Annotated in this window: 11 protein-coding genes, 14 tRNA genes and 3 rRNA genes; 4 read left to right on the top strand and 24 right to left on the bottom strand. The window is 50.8% G+C overall.

The window, feature by feature from the left end:
- Window positions 1-175: 175 nt before the first annotated feature.
- Window positions 176-700, top strand: coding sequence for a discoidin domain-containing protein (locus tag MKZ24_RS00325; protein WP_042232656.1), 525 nt, complete (start codon window positions 176-178; stop codon window positions 698-700).
- 343 nt (window positions 701-1,043) lie between these two features.
- Window positions 1,044-2,495, top strand: a complete 1,452-nt coding sequence (gene katA / locus MKZ24_RS00330) for a catalase KatA (RefSeq protein ID WP_340780934.1) — start codon at window positions 1,044-1,046, stop codon at window positions 2,493-2,495.
- A 94-nt stretch (window positions 2,496-2,589) separates the two neighbouring features.
- Here katA and MKZ24_RS00335 read toward each other — a convergent pair whose 3' ends face one another.
- The 20 genes from MKZ24_RS00335 to MKZ24_RS00430 form a co-directional block, all read right to left on the bottom strand.
- The gene (locus MKZ24_RS00335; RefSeq protein ID WP_042232652.1) at window positions 2,590-3,540 is read right to left on the bottom strand and encodes a helix-turn-helix transcriptional regulator; all 951 of its coding nucleotides are present in this window, start codon (window positions 3,538-3,540) and stop codon (window positions 2,590-2,592) included.
- Window positions 3,541-3,797: 257 nt separating this feature from the next.
- A tRNA-Gly gene (locus MKZ24_RS00340) sits at window positions 3,798-3,868 on the bottom strand.
- Window positions 3,869-3,880: 12 nt separating this feature from the next.
- Window positions 3,881-3,954: transfer RNA gene (locus tag MKZ24_RS00345), tRNA-Pro, on the bottom strand.
- Between the two features lie 152 nt (window positions 3,955-4,106).
- A tRNA-Arg gene (locus MKZ24_RS00350) sits at window positions 4,107-4,183 on the bottom strand.
- A gap of 10 nt (window positions 4,184-4,193) precedes the next feature.
- Window positions 4,194-4,268, bottom strand: a tRNA-Gly gene (locus MKZ24_RS00355).
- Window positions 4,269-4,275: 7 nt separating this feature from the next.
- A tRNA-Leu gene (locus MKZ24_RS00360) sits at window positions 4,276-4,359 on the bottom strand.
- 16 nt (window positions 4,360-4,375) lie between these two features.
- Window positions 4,376-4,451: transfer RNA gene (locus tag MKZ24_RS00365), tRNA-Lys, on the bottom strand.
- Between the two features lie 27 nt (window positions 4,452-4,478).
- Window positions 4,479-4,553, bottom strand: a tRNA-Gln gene (locus MKZ24_RS00370).
- Between the two features lie 94 nt (window positions 4,554-4,647).
- A tRNA-Asp gene (locus MKZ24_RS00375) sits at window positions 4,648-4,725 on the bottom strand.
- A gap of 7 nt (window positions 4,726-4,732) precedes the next feature.
- Window positions 4,733-4,806 (bottom strand) — tRNA-Met (locus MKZ24_RS00380).
- 33 nt (window positions 4,807-4,839) lie between these two features.
- A tRNA-Val gene (locus MKZ24_RS00385) sits at window positions 4,840-4,915 on the bottom strand.
- A gap of 116 nt (window positions 4,916-5,031) precedes the next feature.
- Window positions 5,032-5,106 (bottom strand) — tRNA-Glu (locus tag MKZ24_RS00390).
- A gap of 168 nt (window positions 5,107-5,274) precedes the next feature.
- Window positions 5,275-5,364 (bottom strand) — tRNA-Ser (locus MKZ24_RS00395).
- 3 nt (window positions 5,365-5,367) lie between these two features.
- Window positions 5,368-5,443: transfer RNA gene (locus MKZ24_RS00400), tRNA-Asn, on the bottom strand.
- 3 nt (window positions 5,444-5,446) lie between these two features.
- Window positions 5,447-5,523: transfer RNA gene (locus MKZ24_RS00405), tRNA-Ile, on the bottom strand.
- Window positions 5,524-5,586: 63 nt separating this feature from the next.
- Window positions 5,587-5,703 (bottom strand): 5S ribosomal RNA (rrf, locus tag MKZ24_RS00410).
- Between the two features lie 77 nt (window positions 5,704-5,780).
- A 23S ribosomal RNA gene (locus tag MKZ24_RS00415) occupies window positions 5,781-8,709 on the bottom strand.
- Window positions 8,710-9,095: 386 nt separating this feature from the next.
- A 16S ribosomal RNA gene (locus MKZ24_RS00420) occupies window positions 9,096-10,653 on the bottom strand.
- The 16S, 23S and 5S rRNA genes sit together here with 14 tRNA genes alongside, the layout of an rRNA operon.
- Window positions 10,654-11,053: 400 nt before the next feature.
- Window positions 11,054-12,229 carry an Acg family FMN-binding oxidoreductase gene (locus MKZ24_RS00425; RefSeq protein WP_231637767.1) on the bottom strand — a complete coding sequence of 392 codons (1,176 nt, stop codon included), beginning with the start codon at window positions 12,227-12,229 and terminating at the stop codon, window positions 11,054-11,056.
- A gap of 40 nt (window positions 12,230-12,269) precedes the next feature.
- On the bottom strand, window positions 12,270-12,917 hold the full coding sequence (locus MKZ24_RS00430; protein ID WP_052415974.1) for a TetR/AcrR family transcriptional regulator: 648 nt from the start codon (window positions 12,915-12,917) through the stop codon (window positions 12,270-12,272).
- Window positions 12,918-13,193: 276 nt separating this feature from the next.
- On the opposite strand from MKZ24_RS00430, the gene MKZ24_RS00435 reads away from it, so the two are divergent.
- Window positions 13,194-13,319: a DUF4023 family protein gene (locus tag MKZ24_RS00435; RefSeq protein WP_076248006.1), complete on the top strand. Its 126-nt coding sequence runs from the start codon at window positions 13,194-13,196 to the stop codon at window positions 13,317-13,319.
- Window positions 13,320-13,475: 156 nt separating this feature from the next.
- Here the strand turns inward: MKZ24_RS00435 and MKZ24_RS00440 are convergent, their stop codons facing one another.
- Window positions 13,476-14,192 (bottom strand): stalk domain-containing protein, encoded by a 717-nt coding sequence (locus tag MKZ24_RS00440; RefSeq protein WP_042232648.1) that lies wholly within the window; start codon window positions 14,190-14,192, stop codon window positions 13,476-13,478.
- Window positions 14,193-14,316: 124 nt separating this feature from the next.
- Window positions 14,317-14,856 (bottom strand): GNAT family N-acetyltransferase, encoded by a 540-nt coding sequence (locus MKZ24_RS00445; RefSeq protein ID WP_340790020.1) that lies wholly within the window; start codon window positions 14,854-14,856, stop codon window positions 14,317-14,319.
- A 365-nt stretch (window positions 14,857-15,221) separates the two neighbouring features.
- On the opposite strand from MKZ24_RS00445, the gene MKZ24_RS00450 reads away from it, so the two are divergent.
- Window positions 15,222-16,757: an acyl-CoA synthetase gene (locus MKZ24_RS00450; RefSeq protein ID WP_042241523.1), complete on the top strand. Its 1,536-nt coding sequence runs from the start codon at window positions 15,222-15,224 to the stop codon at window positions 16,755-16,757.
- Window positions 16,758-16,912: 155 nt separating this feature from the next.
- Here the strand turns inward: MKZ24_RS00450 and MKZ24_RS00455 are convergent, their stop codons facing one another.
- Together MKZ24_RS00455 and MKZ24_RS00460 are read right to left on the bottom strand one after the other, a co-directional pair.
- Window positions 16,913-17,803 carry a CPBP family intramembrane glutamic endopeptidase gene (locus MKZ24_RS00455; protein WP_042232647.1) on the bottom strand — a complete coding sequence of 297 codons (891 nt, stop codon included), beginning with the start codon at window positions 17,801-17,803 and terminating at the stop codon, window positions 16,913-16,915.
- A gap of 108 nt (window positions 17,804-17,911) precedes the next feature.
- Window positions 17,912-18,484: a hypothetical protein gene (locus MKZ24_RS00460; RefSeq protein WP_042232645.1), complete on the bottom strand. Its 573-nt coding sequence runs from the start codon at window positions 18,482-18,484 to the stop codon at window positions 17,912-17,914.
- Window positions 18,485-18,664 lie beyond the last annotated feature (180 nt).

An 18,664-nucleotide genomic window follows, 5' to 3' on the forward strand; every position in this document is an offset into this window, starting at 1 on the left:
TGGCTGCTTGTCCAATTCCGACAATATTTTCAGTTCACTTAGGTTACAGTGATACTGTGCTACAAACGTTTGCACAATAAGGTAGGCGATGAGCGGCTAGAAGTTCCCGGGAGTTCATTTAGGCCAAACACGCACAAGTGAAGCAGGTAAAACCACTACAAAGGGAGATGGGCAAATGCAATTGCAACGAATGGGCAGCTTCAAAAAAGTAGGTATCGGCTTGGGGACTCTGCTTATGGCTTCTGCGATCAGCTTAACCGGAGCTAGTGCTGCCGGAAATCTTGTTCCAGTGATGACCTCCAACACAAGTCCGGCGGGTACCGCCTCCGCCAGCAGCGAATGGGCATTCCATGAAGCCTACAAAGCTTTTGACCATGATTACAGCACCTATTATTCCACTTCCAGCGGCAGCTCAGGATATCTGCAATACAGCTTTGGCACTTCCAAAAAGGTACGCAGCTATAGGCTTACCACCTCATCCCAGCCTCAGGCGAATGTGCCAAAAACCTGGACCCTACAGGGCTCCAGTAACGGCGGCAGCTGGGTCGTTCTGAGCAGCCAGTCCGGCCTTTATTATCCGGGTTCCTCTTACTACTTCAACCTCTCTTCAACAGGTGACTATACCAGCTACAGGCTGGTCATTACCGCCAACAACGGCGCTTACTCCACTTCTATAGGCGAGCTGGAACTGTACGAATAATTAACGCTCACATCTGCTTATTTGATACAGGCCGCTTTCCTGACTGATGGCAGCAATAGAGACCCTCTTACGCCTAACGTAGAGGGTTTTTGACGTTGTCACCTTACTTCTTCAGCTTCATACCTCCCTTTCCCTCTCTCTCGCTCTTGCCCTTGCCCTTGCCATCCAATATTGCGAGATATATTCCGTGCCCAGAGGCAGTCCGCATTATCATGATCACAACTTCTTCCGCATATAGTTAATTATAATAATTATAAAAAAGGATTGATTTTATTTAATTTTTTGTTATTATAAAACTTATACTTAATCTAAAATCAAATCCTAATACGAGGTGACTATATTCATGAGTGAGAGCAATAACAAACTAACGACAAGCTGGGGTGCCCCGGTAGGTGACAACCAGAATTCTATGACAGCCGGTTCCCGCGGACCCACTTTGCTGCAGGATGTTCATCTGCTGGAGAAATTAGCCCATTTCAACCGGGAGCGTGTTCCTGAACGTGTCGTCCATGCCAAAGGCGCCGGTGCCCATGGTTATTTTGAAGTCACCAATGATCTCTCCCAATATACGAAGGCTTCCTTCTTGTCTGAAGTCGGCAAACGCACACCGATGTTCATCCGCTTTTCCACTGTAGCCGGAGAATCGGGATCTTCCGATACCGTACGCGATCCGCGCGGCTTTGCCGTGAAATTCTACACCGAAGAAGGCAACTACGACCTCGTCGGCAACAATACACCTGTCTTTTTCATCCGTGATGCAATTAAATTCCCGGACTTTATCCATACTCAGAAACGCCATCCGCAGACGCATCTGAAGAACCCGAACGCTGTGTGGGATTTCTGGTCGCTCTCCCCGGAATCCCTGCACCAGGTTACCATTCTGATGTCTGACCGTGGCATACCGGCCACCCTCCGTCATATGCACGGCTTCGGCAGCCATACGTTCAAGTGGGTGAATGCAGAAGGCGCGGCAGTATGGGTGAAATACCATTTCAAAACAGAGCAGGGCGTCAAGAATCTCGATGTTAATCTGGCTGCGCAGATTGCCGGCGATAACCCGGATTATCATACAGAGGACTTGTTCAATGCGATCGACAAAGGGGATTTCCCCGCCTGGAGACTGCATGTGCAGATCATGCCTGTAGAGGATGCTGACACCTACCGTTTCGACCCGTTTGATGTTACCAAGGTATGGTCCCAGAAGGATTACCCGCTGATTGAGGTGGGCCGCATGGTGCTGGACCGCAATCCTGAGAACTACTTCACCGAAGTAGAGCAGGCTACCTTCTCTCCGGGATCATTTGTGCCAGGGATAGAAGCCTCTCCTGATAAAATGCTCCAGGGCCGCCTCTTCGCCTACGGCGACGCCCACCGCTACCGGGTAGGAGCGAATCACAACCACCTGCCGATTAACCGGCCCATCACCGAGGTGAACAATAATCAGCGGGACGGCGCGCTGAATCACACCAATAACGGCGGAGGCTCCGTGTATTACGAGCCTAACAGCTTCGGCGGGGCAACTGAATCGCCGCAGGATAAACCGGCTGCTTTTGCAGTCTCCGGCCAAGCCGATAGTGTCCCTTATGATCACAACGATCATTACACCCAGCCGGGTGATCTCTATCGTCTGCTGGGTGAAGAGGAGCGTGCCCGGCTCGTACGCAATATTGTAGGCGCGATGACTCCAGTCGAGTCAGATGAGATCAAGCTTCGCCAGATTGGTCACTTCTACAAAGCTGATCCGGAATTTGGCCGGCGTATTGCGGACGGGTTGGGACTGGTGGTACCGGAGTAACTCCACTTGCACCCTTCAGCGCACAGAAACCCCTGACTTCATAAGTCAGGGGTTTCTTGGGATCATCGTATTTGCATTTTTCTATGTATATTCCCTAATAATACACATTCATCCACTGCTCCAGCTGCTGCCTCAGTCCCTGTCTCGCGGATGCCGGCTCAAGAATCTCGGCGTTGGGACCATATTGCAGAATCCACTTGATAAATTCCTTGTCATTATTGACAGTGACTTCAAACAGCAGACTTCCGTCTTCTTCGTCGGTCATCCGTGGATGAACGAACAATTCCTCTTCTTTGATGTAACGTGCTACCTCCGGATGAAACCGCACTTTGAAGGTCGTATTCTTATTGCCCCGGTCGATCGACCAGGTGTTTTTCAGATACTGTTTAATATTAAAATCCCTTTTGTCGAAGGAGGTATCCGTCACCTCAACCTGCTGAAAACGGCTGATGCGAAACGTGCGGATTGCCCTCTTCAGGTGGCAATAGCCAATCAGATAGAATCTCTGGTCACGCGGAATCAAATAATAAGGATCAATCTCCCGCTGCGTTGTCTCGTTCCGCAATTGCGAGTGATAGACCGTACGAATCCGCCGTTGTTCCATAATCGCCCCGATCAGCGGCTGCAGGAAATTCCGGCTCTCCTTGCGGTACGCAGGCTTGCCCATTTGAATAATATCTGAAATATTCTCAAGCATTCCATTCTGTTTGGATTTCTCCTTCAGATGTGTGCCCATGACTTTGTCAAAGGCAGATAGAAAACCTGGGGGGATTTTGCCGGGAGCCAGCACGGAGGGCAACAGAGAGAAAGCCATCGCCTCCTGCTCGGAGAAATCCAGCGGGTATAAGAAGAATTTCCCCATAAACTTATACCCCGTTCCTCTCCCCTCATTCATCACCGGTGCAAAATGACTGATCACATCCAGGTCCCTATAAATCGTTCTAATATTCACCTCGCACCGGAATGCCAGATCCGCAGCCGTAATCCCGGGATTCGACTGGATGGCGTTAATAATCTTGAAGATCCGTATTACTTTGTCTGTCATAATAAATGCTCCTCAACTTCCAAGTAAATAGTGCCTGTACTTCCATAGTTCTAATATAACAGGTCTATATAAACATGGCTGTCTGCAAAATATAGCATTACCAGCCCATAGGGCGGCCACCAGCATATACTATGTATTTTTAGTAAGTAACACTTCCGCCCCACACTAAAAAAACACAACAGCATCAACCTGTCGTGTCCCTGGAATAAAACAAACAAAAACCCTTGAATATCAAGGGTTTCTGCAACTATTATTTAAGCGGGTGATGGGAATCGAACCCACGCTATCAGCTTGGAAGGCTGAAGTTCTACCATTGAACTACACCCGCAAAGGTGAAATATCGGGATGACACGATTTGAACATGCGACCCCCTGGTCCCAAACCAGGTGCTCTACCAAGCTGAGCTACATCCCGTAAATATAAAAGCTATACTGCAAAGTAATAATGGCGCGCCTTGAGAGATACGGATGCTTCGCATCCGATTGCGAAGTTATTCTATCGAAGTCTATGCTCCAACGAACTCGTTCGAATCTGGGGACACTTTGATGATCCAATGAAGTTATAAATGGCGCGCCCTGAGAGATTCGAACTCCCGGCCTTTTGATTCGTAGTCAAACGCTCTATCCAGCTGAGCTAAGGGCGCAAAATCTATATGGAGCGGACGACGGGAATCGAACCCGCGACCCTCGCCTTGGCAAGGCGATGCTCTACCGCTGAGCCACGTCCGCAAAAACATGGTGCGCGTGAAGGGACTTGAACCCCCACGTCGTGAAACGCCAGATCCTAAGTCTGGTGCGTCTGCCATTCCGCCACACGCGCACACTTTATAAGAAAATGGTGAGCCATGAAGGACTCGAACCTTCGACACCCTGATTAAAAGTCAGGTGCTCTACCAACTGAGCTAATGGCTCTCATAAGAGAAATAAACATAAATGAAATGGCTGGGGATATAGGAATCGAACCTATGAATGACGGAGTCAAAGTCCGTTGCCTTACCGCTTGGCTAATCCCCAATATTAATAATTAGCAGACACTACGGAATCGGGTGGATACTCTATACTTCGAGATATAGGATGCTCAATCCCTGATACCTTCATACAATAAAAATGGCGGAACCGACGGGATTCGAACCCGCGATCTCCTGCGTGACAGGCAGGCATGTTAGGCCAACTACACCACGGTTCCAAATTAATTGCGGGGGCAGGATTTGAACCTGCGGCCTTCGGGTTATGAGCCCGACGAGCTACCGGGCTGCTCCACCCCGCGTCAATGTTAAAGATCTATTCTGTTAAAGATAGATGGTGGAGGCTGAGGGGTTCGAACCCCCGACCCTCTGCTTGTAAGGCAGATGCTCTCCCAGCTGAGCTAAGCCTCCATGTATGACTCGTATGGGATACTCTCCACTCCGTTACGAGATTGCGATGTATTCCTTACGATGCCTATGCTTCAACGAACCCAGGGAATTCTCATCCCATTAATCGAAGAAGAAATTGGTGACTCGTATGGGATTCGAACCCATGTTACCTCCGTGAAAGGGAGGTGTCTTAACCCCTTGACCAACGAGCCATGCTGTTTAAAATTGTTTTTCTCATCCCTATACAGAGAAGGTAAAGCTACGGAGAGAGAGAGGGATACTCTTCACTTCGTTACGAGATTGCGAAGCTGTTGCTATCGAAGCTTATGCTCCAACGAACCACTTAGGGTTCTCATCCCTATACAGAGAAGGTAAAGCTACGGAGAGAGAGGGATTCGAACCCTCGAGACGCTTGTGGCGCCTACACGATTTCCAATCGTGCTCCTTCGGCCAAACTCGGACACCTCTCCAGATGGCTCCCCGAACAGGACTCGAACCTGTGACAACTCGATTAACAGTCGAGTGCTCTACCAACTGAGCTATCAGGGAATATGGTGGGCCTTAGTGGACTCGAACCACTGACCTCACCCTTATCAGAGGTGCGCTCTAACCAGCTGAGCTAAAGGCCCGTTCTCATACACCAATTTAACTAATAAGGGCAAAAAAAATACCACAATGTGTGTGGATTGTCCGCTTGGCGGCGTCCTACTCTCCCAGGACCCTTCGGTCCAAGTACCATCGGCGCTGGAGGGCTTAACGGTCGTGTTCGGGATGGGTACGCGTGGAACCCCTCCGCTATCGCCACCAAACGGGCATTTACAGCGTAAATGCTTCAGGAATTGATTCCTGAAAACTGAATCCGAAACGAATCTGCGCTCTAAGAAATTTGGATAAGCCCTCGACCGATTAGTATTGGTCAGCTCCATGCATTGCTGCACTTCCACCTCCAACCTATCTACCTCGTCGTCTTCAAGGGGTCTTACTAGTTGGGAAATCTCATCTTGAGGGGGGCTTCACGCTTAGATGCTTTCAGCGCTTATCCCGTCCGTACGTAGCTACTCAGCCATGCTCCTGGCGGAACAACTGATGCACCAGCGGTACGTCCATCCCGGTCCTCTCGTACTAAGGACAGCTCCTCTCAAATTTCCTGCGCCCACGACAGATAGGGACCGAACTGTCTCACGACGTTCTGAACCCAGCTCGCGTACCGCTTTAATGGGCGAACAGCCCAACCCTTGGGACCTACTTCAGCCCCAGGATGCGATGAGCCGACATCGAGGTGCCAAACCTCCCCGTCGATGTGGACTCTTGGGGGAGATAAGCCTGTTATCCCCAGGGTAGCTTTTATCCGTTGAGCGATGGCCCTTCCATGCGGTACCACCGGATCACTAAGTCCGACTTTCGTCCCTGCTCGACTTGTAGGTCTCGCAGTCAAGCTCCCTTATGCCTTTGCACTCTGCGAATGATTTCCAACCATTCTGAGGGAACCTTTGAACGCCTCCGTTACTCTTTAGGAGGCGACCGCCCCAGTCAAACTGCCCGCCTGACACGGTCCCCGTACCCGCTTAGGGTACTAGGTTAGAACCTAGATACGATCAGGGTGGTATCCCAACGGCGCCTCCGCAGAAGCTTGCGCTCCTGCCTCTACGGCTCCCACCTATCCTGTACAGATCGTACCCAAATTCAATATCAAGCTGCAGTAAAGCTCCATGGGGTCTTTCCGTCTTGTCGCGGGTAACCTGCATCTTCACAGGTATTAAAATTTCACCGGATCTCTCGTTGAGACAGCGCCCAAGTCGTTACGCCATTCGTGCGGGTCAGAATTTACCTGACAAGGAATTTCGCTACCTTAGGACCGTTATAGTTACGGCCGCCGTTTACTGGGGCTTCGGTTCACAGCTTCGGGTTGCCCCTAACCACTCCCCTTAACCTTCCAGCACCGGGCAGGCGTCAGCCCGTATACTTCGCCTTGCGGCTTCGCACAGACCTGTGTTTTTGCTAAACAGTCGCTTGGGCCTTTTCACTGCGGCCCCCTCGGGCTATTCACCCTACCGAGGCACCTCTTCTCCCGAAGTTACGAGGTCATTTTGCCGAGTTCCTTAACGAGAGTTCTTCCGCGCGCCTTAGAATTCTCTTCTCGCCTACCTGTGTCGGTTTGCGGTACGGGCACCTTCTCCTGGCTAGAGGCTTTTCTTGGCAGTGTGAGATCATGACCTTCGCTACTACAATTTTCGCTCCCCATCACAGCCCAGCCTTATTGATGTGCGGATTTGCCTACACATCAGCCTCACTGCTTAGACGGACATATCCATCAGTCCGCGTCACTACCCTCCTGCGTCACCCCATCGCTCATAGCGGATTACGGTGGTACAGTAATTTCAAACTGTTGTCCTTCGACTACGCCTTTCGGCCTCGCCTTAGGTCCCGACTTACCCTGAGCGGACGAGCCTTCCTCAGGAAACCTTGGGCTTTCGGCGGATCAGATTCTCACTGATCTTTTCGTTACTCATACCGGCATTCTCACTTGTATGCTGTCCAGCGCTCCTTACGGTACACCTTCAACCCACATACAACGCTCCCCTACCCCAGATACAAAGTATCTAGCCATAGCTTCGGTGGTGTGTTTAGCCCCGTTACATTTTCGGCGCAGAGTCACTCGACCAGTGAGCTATTACGCACTCTTTCAATGGTGGCTGCTTCTAAGCCAACATCCTGGTTGTCTGTGCAACTCCACATCCTTTCCCACTTAACACACACTTGGGGACCTTAGCTGATGGTCTGGGCTGTTTCCCTTTTGACAATGGATCTTAGCACTCACTGTCTGACTCCCGGCAAGAAGTTAATGGCATTCGGAGTTTGACTGAGCTTGGTAACCCTTGCGGGCCCCGCACCCAATCAGTGCTCTACCTCCACCACTCCATTCACCGAGGCTAGCCCTAAAGCTATTTCGGGGAGAACCAGCTATCTCCGAGTTCGATTGGAATTTCTCCGCTACCCCCACCTCATCCCCGCATTTTTCAACATGCGTGGGTTCGGGCCTCCAGTGCGTGTTACCGCACCTTCACCCTGGACAGGGGTAGATCACACGGTTTCGGGTCTACGTCCACATACTCATTCGCCCTATTCAGACTCGCTTTCGCTGCGGCTCCGTCTTCTCGACTTAACCTTGCATGTTAAACGTAACTCGCCGGTTCATTCTACAAAAGGCACGCCATCACCCAGTAATAGGGCTCTGACTTTTTGTAAGCACACGGTTTCAGGTTCTATTTCACTCCCCTTCCGGGGTGCTTTTCACCTTTCCCTCACGGTACTGTTTCACTATCGGTCGCCAGGTAGTATTTAGCCTTAGCAGATGGTCCTGCTGGATTCATACGGGGTTTCACGTGCCCCGCACTACTCGGGATCCGTCTCGGAGAGAACACAGTTTAGGTTACAGGGCTTTTACCTCTATCGCGGGCCTTTCCAGACCTCTTCGCCTACCATATTCCTTTGTAACTCCATGTGAGACGTCCCACAACCCCAAGAGGCAAGCCCCTTGGTTTAGGCTGTTCCGCGTTCGCTCGCCGCTACTGACGGAATCACTATTGTTTTCTCTTCCTCAGGGTACTTAGATGTTTCAGTTCCCCTGGTCTGCCTCTGCGTATCCTATGTATTCAGATACGAGTAACTGCGAATTACCACAGCTGGGTTTCCCCATTCGGACACCCCCGGATCAAAGCTTGCTTACAGCTCCCCGAGGCAGTTTCGTTGTTCGCCACGTCCTTCGTCGGCTCCTGGCGCCTAGGCATCCTCCGTGTGCTCTTATTAGCTTAACCAATCGCTCCGGTATTGGCTCATTCGCTCATCTTGTTTTAAACAGCGCTTCCGGATGAATCCGTCCGCTAGTCTGTTTAAAGCCAAAAGTCGCTCATAATCCAAAACCATCGCTCAGCATGACTAATAACTATTTCAACTTGCTTACACAAGTTTCAGCTAAAAGATGTTCTAAAACGCAAATTCGTTTCGGTATCCAGTTTTCAAGGATCAAGGTGCTGAAATTTCGGGACAATCACGACTGTGATGTTCGAAAATTCAGACCGTTTAAAGATGAGAGCTTAAACTCTCAAAACTGACCAACGAGTGAGTAACAGGCCTAAACCTGAGTTTTGGAAGTAATACTTCCGATTTGAATGTTTCCGTTGCAGGAAACGATTCTCCATAGAAAGGAGGTGATCCAGCCGCACCTTCCGATACGGCTACCTTGTTACGACTTCACCCCAATCATCTACCCCACCTTCGGCGGCTGGCTCCCTTGCGGGTTACCCCACCGACTTCGGGTGTTGTAAACTCTCGTGGTGTGACGGGCGGTGTGTACAAGACCCGGGAACGTATTCACCGCGGCATGCTGATCCGCGATTACTAGCAATTCCGACTTCATGCAGGCGAGTTGCAGCCTGCAATCCGAACTGAGACCGGCTTTGCTGGGATTGGCTCCACCTCGCGGTTTCGCTTCCCGTTGTACCGGCCATTGTAGTACGTGTGTAGCCCAGGTCATAAGGGGCATGATGATTTGACGTCATCCCCACCTTCCTCCGGTTTGTCACCGGCAGTCACTCTAGAGTGCCCAGCCTTACCTGCTGGCAACTAAAGTCAAGGGTTGCGCTCGTTGCGGGACTTAACCCAACATCTCACGACACGAGCTGACGACAACCATGCACCACCTGTCTCCGATGCTCCGAAGAGGGGCACTATCTCTAATGCTTTCATCGGGATGTCAAGACCTGGTAAGGTTCTTCGCGTTGCTTCGAATTAAACCACATACTCCACTGCTTGTGCGGGTCCCCGTCAATTCCTTTGAGTTTCAGTCTTGCGACCGTACTCCCCAGGCGGAGTGCTTACTGTGTTAACTTCGGCACCAAGGGTATCGAAACCCCTAACACCTAGCACTCATCGTTTACGGCGTGGACTACCAGGGTATCTAATCCTGTTTGCTCCCCACGCTTTCGCGCCTCAGCGTCAGTTACAGCCCAGAAAGTCGCCTTCGCCACTGGTGTTCCTCCACATATCTACGCATTTCACCGCTACACGTGGAATTCCACTTTCCTCTTCTGTACTCAAGTCACCCAGTTTCCAGTGCGACCCCAGGTTGAGCCCAAGGTTTAAACACCAGACTTAAATGACCGCCTGCGCGCGCTTTACGCCCAATAATTCCGGACAACGCTTGCCCCCTACGTATTACCGCGGCTGCTGGCACGTAGTTAGCCGGGGCTTTCTTCTCAGGTACCGTCACTCCGGTAGCAGTTACTCTACCGGACGTTCTTCCCTGGCAACAGAGCTTTACGATCCGAAAACCTTCATCACTCACGCGGCATTGCTCCGTCAGGCTTTCGCCCATTGCGGAAGATTCCCTACTGCTGCCTCCCGTAGGAGTCTGGGCCGTGTCTCAGTCCCAGTGTGGCCGTTCACCCTCTCAGGTCGGCTACGCATCGTCGCCTTGGTGAGCCGTTACCCCACCAACTAGCTAATGCGCCGCAGGCCCATCCCCAAGTGGCAGATTGCTCCGCCTTTCATTCTCTCTTCAGGAGAGGAAAGAAATTATCCGGTATTAGCTACCGTTTCCGGTAGTTATCCCAGTCTTGAGGGCAGGTTGCCTACGTGTTACTCACCCGTCCGCCGCTAAATTCATTTGAAAGCAAGCTTTCAAATGAACTCCGCTCGACTTGCATGTATTAGGCATGCCGCCAGCGTTCGTCCTGAGCCAGGATCAAACTCTCCAAATTGGTTTTAGAAAGAGCGATTGCTCATTTTGAAACATCTGACGAGAATTTTCATTCTCTATTTTGGATCTCGCCGAAGCGATCTCCAGGTACTCACTCGTTGTTCAGTTTTCAAAGATCAAGCTCGTTGTCAGCAACGACTACCGCGTCACCAGCAACTCTTATAATATATCACATCCAACCGATCAATGCAAGCTCTTTTTTTCAACTTCTTTTCGAGCTCGGCGTTGATGTTTCGCGGCCAGAAATAGAATATATCATGTATGGATTGTGATTGCAAGCATTTTTTTGAAACTATTTTGTACATTACCTTGAACTCCAGGTTCTTCACGGATTTGATCCAACAGGATAGAGAATATCCACAGAGTGAAGGCTTGTTCCTATCTCTAGCAGATTTACGGATTTAATTATTGTCCAGTAGCTCCAGCACATCCCGCCTCATGCTAAGCGGCGCTGTCTTAAGCGGAGTACCCACACGAGCCAGCATTTGAATCGTCTGACCTGGAGCGGCATACACGCTGTGAATTCCGCTGTACAGCACACTCATCTCCGGATATTCCTCCAGCACCTGGCTTAACGGCTGCATCGCCAGCCCCTCGAGGTGGGCGGTCAAGGTTAACCGGCTGTAGAGCATGCCGCTCCGGACCTGACTGATCCGGCTGTTGTCATCGCTGATAATTAGCGCGTACGCAGGTGTGCTGTTGACCGAAGCCGTTGTGGAGTTGATAAACTGCTTCGAAGCGGCTTTCCCTTCGTTCATGGATGGAAACAGAGTTACTGCACCCTGAAGGATATGGCGCATAATACCGCTAGTCCCCTGTCCTTCTACAGAGAATCCATCACGGAATTGATTCTTCTCCCGTTCATTGGCACGGAAGATCCGTGCGGATTCCTGCATCACAGAATCTACACCAGCCTCTATTACTGCCGCCTCCACGGCATAGTCCCCCAATATCTTCATATTGCCTGGATCCTGAGCAATATTCATATGTAGACCGCTGATATCATTAATACTCTGCAGTCCCTTCAATTGAGCTAGGCTGAGCTTATCGGAAGTATAAGGTCCCCTGTTGGTATCCGGCTGGAACAAATAATTGTAGAGCGGCGGCTGGCTCACCAGACTTATGCTATTGAGCGTAAGACGTGCAACTGGTTTGCTAGCCATACTCTCTTCCAGTCTGCTCTCATCATACTCGCCTTCAGGAAACAGTTTGATATCTACCTGATAACCCAGCTGTTGTCCTGCAATCCGTACATATTCCAGAAAGGTTCCCTGTGAAATCATGAACTGTCTTGCTTCAGGATCGACCGCCGGAGACAGACGTCTGTTGTCGGCATATAGCGTAAACACTTTATCATTCTTCTGATCCAGCTTGATCCGCCAAGGCTGCATATTATGCCCGCTTGCAGCCAGCAGACCATGTGCGGCCAGTCTCAATCTGGGATCTGTCATAGCTGCGGAGTAGCCCGGCTTCCAAGGCTGCAAGTAATGCTGCTGTCTGAAGACCCCGCTAAAGAGCATTAATAAGGCAAACACGGCAAGGACTAGCCCGGCAATAAGCGAAATAATTAGCTTCAATATTTTAATGCGCCTCTTTCCTTTCAATGGACCCGCTCCTCTAGACTTTTATAGACTCAAGCATCAGATGGAAGGCTGCCATTACGAGTTCATCCGGTGTTGTCGAATGCATCTGCCTGAGATAATTCCCCTTCTTCCGCGCTGTATTCAAAACACCGATCACACAAGACCACAGCACCAGCGCGGTTTGGACTGGATTCAGGCTTGTACGGATTACGCCCTCTTCTATCCCTTTGCGGGTTAGCCCGATTAAGTACTCTGTCATCGTCTCACCCAAGGCATAACATTCCTCTCTGGAGGCGTCCGTGATTCCCCTATCGAAGTCAATCTCTGCGGTCTCGTATTCCATAATGGCCTTGAAGTATTCCGGGTGCACTTTGCTGAAACGGTAAAAAACCTCGCCCATTTGCATAAGGCTTTCTATGGCATTAGCGGTCTTCGTCTCGAGCAATTCCTGCTGCAGCATCCCTTGCATCAATCTATAGCCCCTGATCATGATCTCAAAGTAAAGCTGTTCCTTGCTGTTGAAATATACATATAGCGTTCTCTTGCTGAACTCTGCCGCTGTAGCAATGTCATCCATGGTCGTATTCTGATACCCTCTGGCAAAAAAGACTGTCTCCGCTGCTTCTATAATGTCGTTCCTGCGAATCTCCTTCTCTTTCATTCTGCGTTCGACGCTTCCCACAGTCTCGCCCCCTCAATCTGCACCGCAATGTAATTAAGTAAACTATGAGTTTACTTTGCGCTTTTTGGGGTCCTGATGTCTGTGAGGTTGGTTACATTCGAAAGAAATAAGCATGCATGAGAAGAGTCCGAAGTGGATAAATTAACTACACCAAACGTAAGCGTATGCTTTCATAGCTATGCTTAACAACACTGAAGCTTATGCTTCCGGAGTGAGTTTTGTTCAATGTATATTCACTGGGGTTAAGCTGAGCAAACTTTTAGGAGGACCGCCGTAATGGACACTCATGAATTCGTGGAGAAATTCCAGGAGAATCAGCGGAAAGCGCTGAAGAACAGAAACCGGGGCAAAGGAACACCGGGCGCACGCCTTGCGAACAAACAGCACAGCACCAATAAATAGGCTACAACATTCAGCAAGAGCTGTATATCAAAAAGAGATGTCTGCAAGGACCAGTTCAGCTGGCTCTGCGGACATCCCTTTTTACTATGAGAACATGCTATAAATATGCTTCTGAAGATTTCTCTGTGTGTTCTATCTCTATAGAAGCAGTAGTGATTATTTATTCAACTTCGCAACGCTTACGGCTACTTTCTCGATTTGTGCTTTGCTGAGTGTTTTGTCAGGTGAGCTGATCGTTACAAACCGGTCTGCCAGCGCAAAGGTCAGCATAGCTGTATCTGAAGGTGTGTACCATTTCGCTTCAGTTCCGTTGGATAGCTTCACGGTAGTTCCGTCATAATCGTAAGAATAGTCACGCGGTGATACATTCACCCGCATTTTATTGAACAGGAAGCTCACGCCGTCATCGCCGCCTACAACCTTCTGGAACGCATCGCCGCTGATCATCTGTGCCGGAGCATAAGCGGTCTCGAAGCCTTCGAAGTTAGCGAACGCCTTGGTGATCTGTTCTTTTTGCGCTGCACTGTATTGTACTGCCGTTAAAGTTATAGCAGAACCGTTATCTGGTGTTGGTGTTGCCGTTCCGCTGCCCAGAATAACCTGGTTAGTAGAAGCATTGAAGGTTACCGGCACCTTCAGTGCATCCGCCAGCGCCCGGACCGGAAGGTAAGTTGTATCATTATAAGTAATTGGTGACAGTGTTTTGCCATTGCCGTCTACCGGCGTGTAAGCCGCTCCGTTTACTTTGAAGCCGATGCTGTGGTTCAGGTACGCGCTGATCTTCTGCATATTCGTTCCTGCATATACACCTGCTGAACCCGTAATAGCCATTCCGAATACCATGGTTGCTATGATCATTTTTTTGCTCTTCATTATTATCGTCTCCCTTGTGTGTGTGTTGTTTGTAGTGTCCCTTGCTATAGATTCATTAAACCATTAACTTGTTTCTAACTTGTATCCGGATTGTAAAGAAGTAATTCCGAATCTGCACCAGGGGTTAACGTCTGTTCGGGACCGTAATCTGATACACCTCGGTGTACAGGATATCTCTAAACCGCTGGAATTCCTTCAGAGTAGCTGGCCGGGGATAGGTCATGATGCGCAGCGGCAGATCAGCTTGACCCGCGCGCAGCGGCGGCTGCACATAAGGGTACGGATTCAGATAAAAGCCCAGCCGCTCATAGAATCCAATCCTCCGCTGTTCCATTTCCCCCTCAGGCGGCTCCACCTCTAGCACCACCGGCTTGTCCGAACGGCTGATATAGCGGTTCATCAGCTTCTTGCCGATTCCCCCGCCCCGTATATCCGGGTTAACGGCAATATGCTCAACAAACCGCAATTCAGGGAATTCCCAGGCGGCCATAAAAGCGAGCGTCCGGTTCTCTGCATCCTTGTCGGTATACAGGTGATAATTCGGATTCGCCAGCAAAGCCCGCTGCCCGCTATAGGTTCTGATCTCACTTACCGGAAAAGAAGCTTCCATAATGGCGAATATCTCATCAAAGGTTGTTCCGCTGATTGGCGACTGATTGCTCATTTTCTGCTGCCCGCTTTCTGCTGTTTCTATTGTGTGAAGCGTCTTGCTCTTTATTTTACCCGTAATTCCTGTCTGAATAACTTCATCGGAAGCTACATTAGACATGTCTGGACCTGCTTATATAAAAGATACCCGGAGGCATCATCTGATGGGCCTAGTCCATAGATGCGCCTACCGGAACCTTAGGATCAAAAATAAAAGCTGTCACAGAACATTCTTCGGTACCGTTATGGCGATTTAGCATCTGGTACTAGGAGAACGTGCTATACTATATTTATCAGATACATCATCATGTTTGCATAGGAGAGGTTCAATTGGATAATCAACGCTGGATCGCACCTGAATTCTACAATCTCACTTCGGAAATGGAGCAGCATCCTGAAGATAAGGTTGCCCTAAAATGGTTACAAGAGAACGGGGATTTCGAAGAAATCACCTATGGACGGCTTATGGCTCAGGCTAACCGTCTGGCCGGGGGGCTATCAGGTCTCGGTCTGAAGCAAGGGGACCGTGTCCTGGTTATGGTACCACGCCGCATTATCGCCTACGTCATCTATCTGGCCTGCCTGAAGCTGGGACTTGCCGTTATTCCATCTTCTGAAATGCTGCGGGCCAAGGATCTGTCCTACCGGCTGCGCCACTCCGAAGCCCGCGCGGTCATTGTCTGGTCGGAGGTTACCGGTGAAGTAAACAAGATCGCCGAAGATCTGCCTTCACTGGACTATCGCCTGTCTGTCGGCGAAGCTGAGCTTGGCAACGGCTGGGTAGACCTGGAAGGCCTGATGGACGGACAATCCGACTCCTTCCCTGCGGTTGCCAGCCGCCGGGACGATATCGCCATCCTGGCCTATACTTCCGGCACAACCGGCAACCCGAAGGCCGTAGTCCATACCCACGGCTGGGGATATGCGCATCTGCGGATCACCTCTTCCCTCTGGCTGGATATCCGTGAATCGGATACTGTCTGGGCAACGGCCGCGCCGGGCTGGCAGAAGTGGATCTGGAGTCCATTCCTCACTGTACTCGGCAACGGGGCTACCGGCTTCGTCTATAATGGCCCTTTCCATCCGGACCGTTATCTTCAGCTGCTGCAGGATGAGAAGATCGGGGTATTGTGCTGCACACCTACAGAGTACCGTCTGATGGCCAAAACTGAAGGCCTCGCCCAGTACGATCTGTCGAATCTGCGTTGTGCGGTATCCGCCGGTGAGCCGCTGAATCAGGAAGTTATTCACACCTTCCAGCAGCACTTCGATATTACGATCCGCGACGGCTATGGACAAACTGAGAGCACCCTGATCATCGCGGCGCTGAAGGATGAGCCGATCCGTGTCGGCTCCATGGGTAAATCAATCGCTCCCGGTATTGTTGAAGTAATCGATGAGGAAGGACATCCGCTTCCTGCCGGGGTCGTAGGTGATATCGCCGTGCATCTGAGCATGCCTGCCCTGTTCCAGAATTACTACAAAGATCCGGAGCGCAAAGCAAACTGCTCGCACGGGGAGTATTTCGTAACCGGCGACCGGGCGCGCAAGGATGAGGACGGCTACTTCTGGTTCGAAGGCCGCGGGGATGATATCATCATCAGCTCTGGTTATACCATCGGGCCGTTTGAAGTAGAAGAAGCATTAATGAAGCATAGCCTGGTCAAGGAATGCGCAGTGGTAGCCAGTCCTGACGAGATCCGCGGCTCGGTCGTCAAAGCTTTTGTCGTGCTCAAGGACGGCCATGCCGGCACACCGGAGTTGGCCAAAGAGCTGCAGTCCCATGTCAAGGAACAGACTGCACCTTACAAGTACCCGCGCAAAATCGAATTCATTACGGATCTACCGAAGACAACCTCCGGCAAAATCCGCAGAATCGAGCTGCGTGAGCAGGAGAAGAAGGCTGCGCAAGAGTAGGCAGCAGCTTGGCCGGCAGCAGCAGGCTGGCTCCTGTTGATTGGAAGCGCGCCGGTAAGGGCAGTTTCTAACTAGCGGAAACAATAAAATCCCCGTTCCTACAGTGACGTAGGAACGGGGATTTTTGTGCTTTTACCTCAAGACAGCCTTAAGCTCTATCGAATACGAATCGAACCTTCCCGTCTCTGTATCCTTGTACCGCATTTGCCGCTGGACAGAAGCAGCAACGCTGTATACAGAATGACAAGAATAAGTGTGGTGACCAGACTCCCTTCCAGGCCGAACTTGCCCCCGGTCAGCAGATCATTTCCTTGTAAGGATATCGAATAGATCCCTTTGGGCGTATTCCCGCTCACCGCAACGCCATATATGTAGCCCTGGAACAGATTCCAGGAAATATGCAGCGCCATCGCAGCATACAAATTGCCTGTCCGGAGAGTAACCCAAGAGAAGATTAAAGCGATAATCACGATATTCAGTCCACTGATCCAGCTATATCCGGGATTCGCCATATGGGCAAGCGAGAATAAGATGGAGGTCAGGCCCACTGCGGCCGGAATACCGAGCCTTGAGGACAGCAGCTGCTGAAGGTATCCTCTGAATATCACCTCTTCGCAGATTCCGGCCAGCAGTGCCGTAATCACAATATCCGCCGCATCGAGCTGTCCGAACCGGGGCTGTGACCACTCTCCCTGAACCAAAGCATTCCCCAGACCCCATAGCACCAGCAGAATGGAGGATAGCAGCAGTGCTCCGCCTGCGAAGCCGGCAGCGAATCTCTTGCCGTCAGGCCTGGACAGTCCAATGCTGGACAGCGGACGCTTATGTATTATTCGTACCGTATAACACACGGCAATAAACGAATAGATGGCTGTAGATTTGAAGACACGCACCCAGCCGTCCGGATCGAATAGTCCTGTGGAACCCACGCGCAGCGATAGACCAAAGGAGACAATTACCGTTAGAAGCGCAATAGCCCCGCCGACACATAAAATCTCCCAGCCTGCTCTGAGCTGCCCGTTCCGGTTCCTGAATAGAAATTGCATGTGCAGTCACCCTTCCCTTCCTCATCCTCTCATCCTTTAGACGGACCGAAAGGGAAGGGCCCTGCAAAACAATTGAATATATGCCAAATAATCCAGAGCTGCAGCTTCTTACTCCGACCAGTACTTCGCATCCGGATTCAGTGTCGCGCCTACCTCGCCTTCCGTTACCAGATCACAGTCCAGGTAGCCCTCTTCATCCAGGAAATATACCTCCTGCTTATAGAATTCGCACAGGGTCTCCAGGAATTTCTCCGGTGAATCATACATGGTCACCAAATCGCCGTAGTCATGCAGCAGGTCGCATACCCGCTCGACCCCATCCTCAGACCGGTAGTAGCAGATAAAATCACTGCCGTAGTTCGTCAGCAGCGGCAGCACGACCCCGCCGCCGGCATAGCCCTTCTCCTGCAGGATACCTGACAGTAGCGCCACCTCCTGGCCGTATTCCCCGATATGAATCAGCCGGTAGCCCGGAATGAATTCAACCAGGCTGGGGTCCTCTTCGCTGCTGCCCGTTCCCAGAACAGTGTCATAGATTGCCTGTAAAATCAGAGGAACCTCGGGGGCATACTCTGAAATAGCGGCACTACCTCCTGCCTGGGCCTTGCCCAGACTGGCGGTGTAGCCGGGCCGCAAATGCGCGGACAGCTCCAGGAATTCCTGAAATTTAGGAGTAAGCATGAAATCATCCTTTTCTTGAGTGAAATAGTTATATAGCAAATGCCGGCTTACAGTGCACCTGTATGAACATCATCGGCCATCCCGGTTGGGAGCCGGCAGGCTTTTATACTTATGAATTTCTTCCCGCAGCCGGTCCGCAATCATCCCCCTGGTGGAAATGACTCCCAGTCCACAGCATCC

Source organism: Paenibacillus sp. FSL R7-0297 (assembly GCF_038009025.1).
GTDB lineage: Bacteria > Bacillota > Bacilli > Paenibacillales > Paenibacillaceae > Paenibacillus_AQ.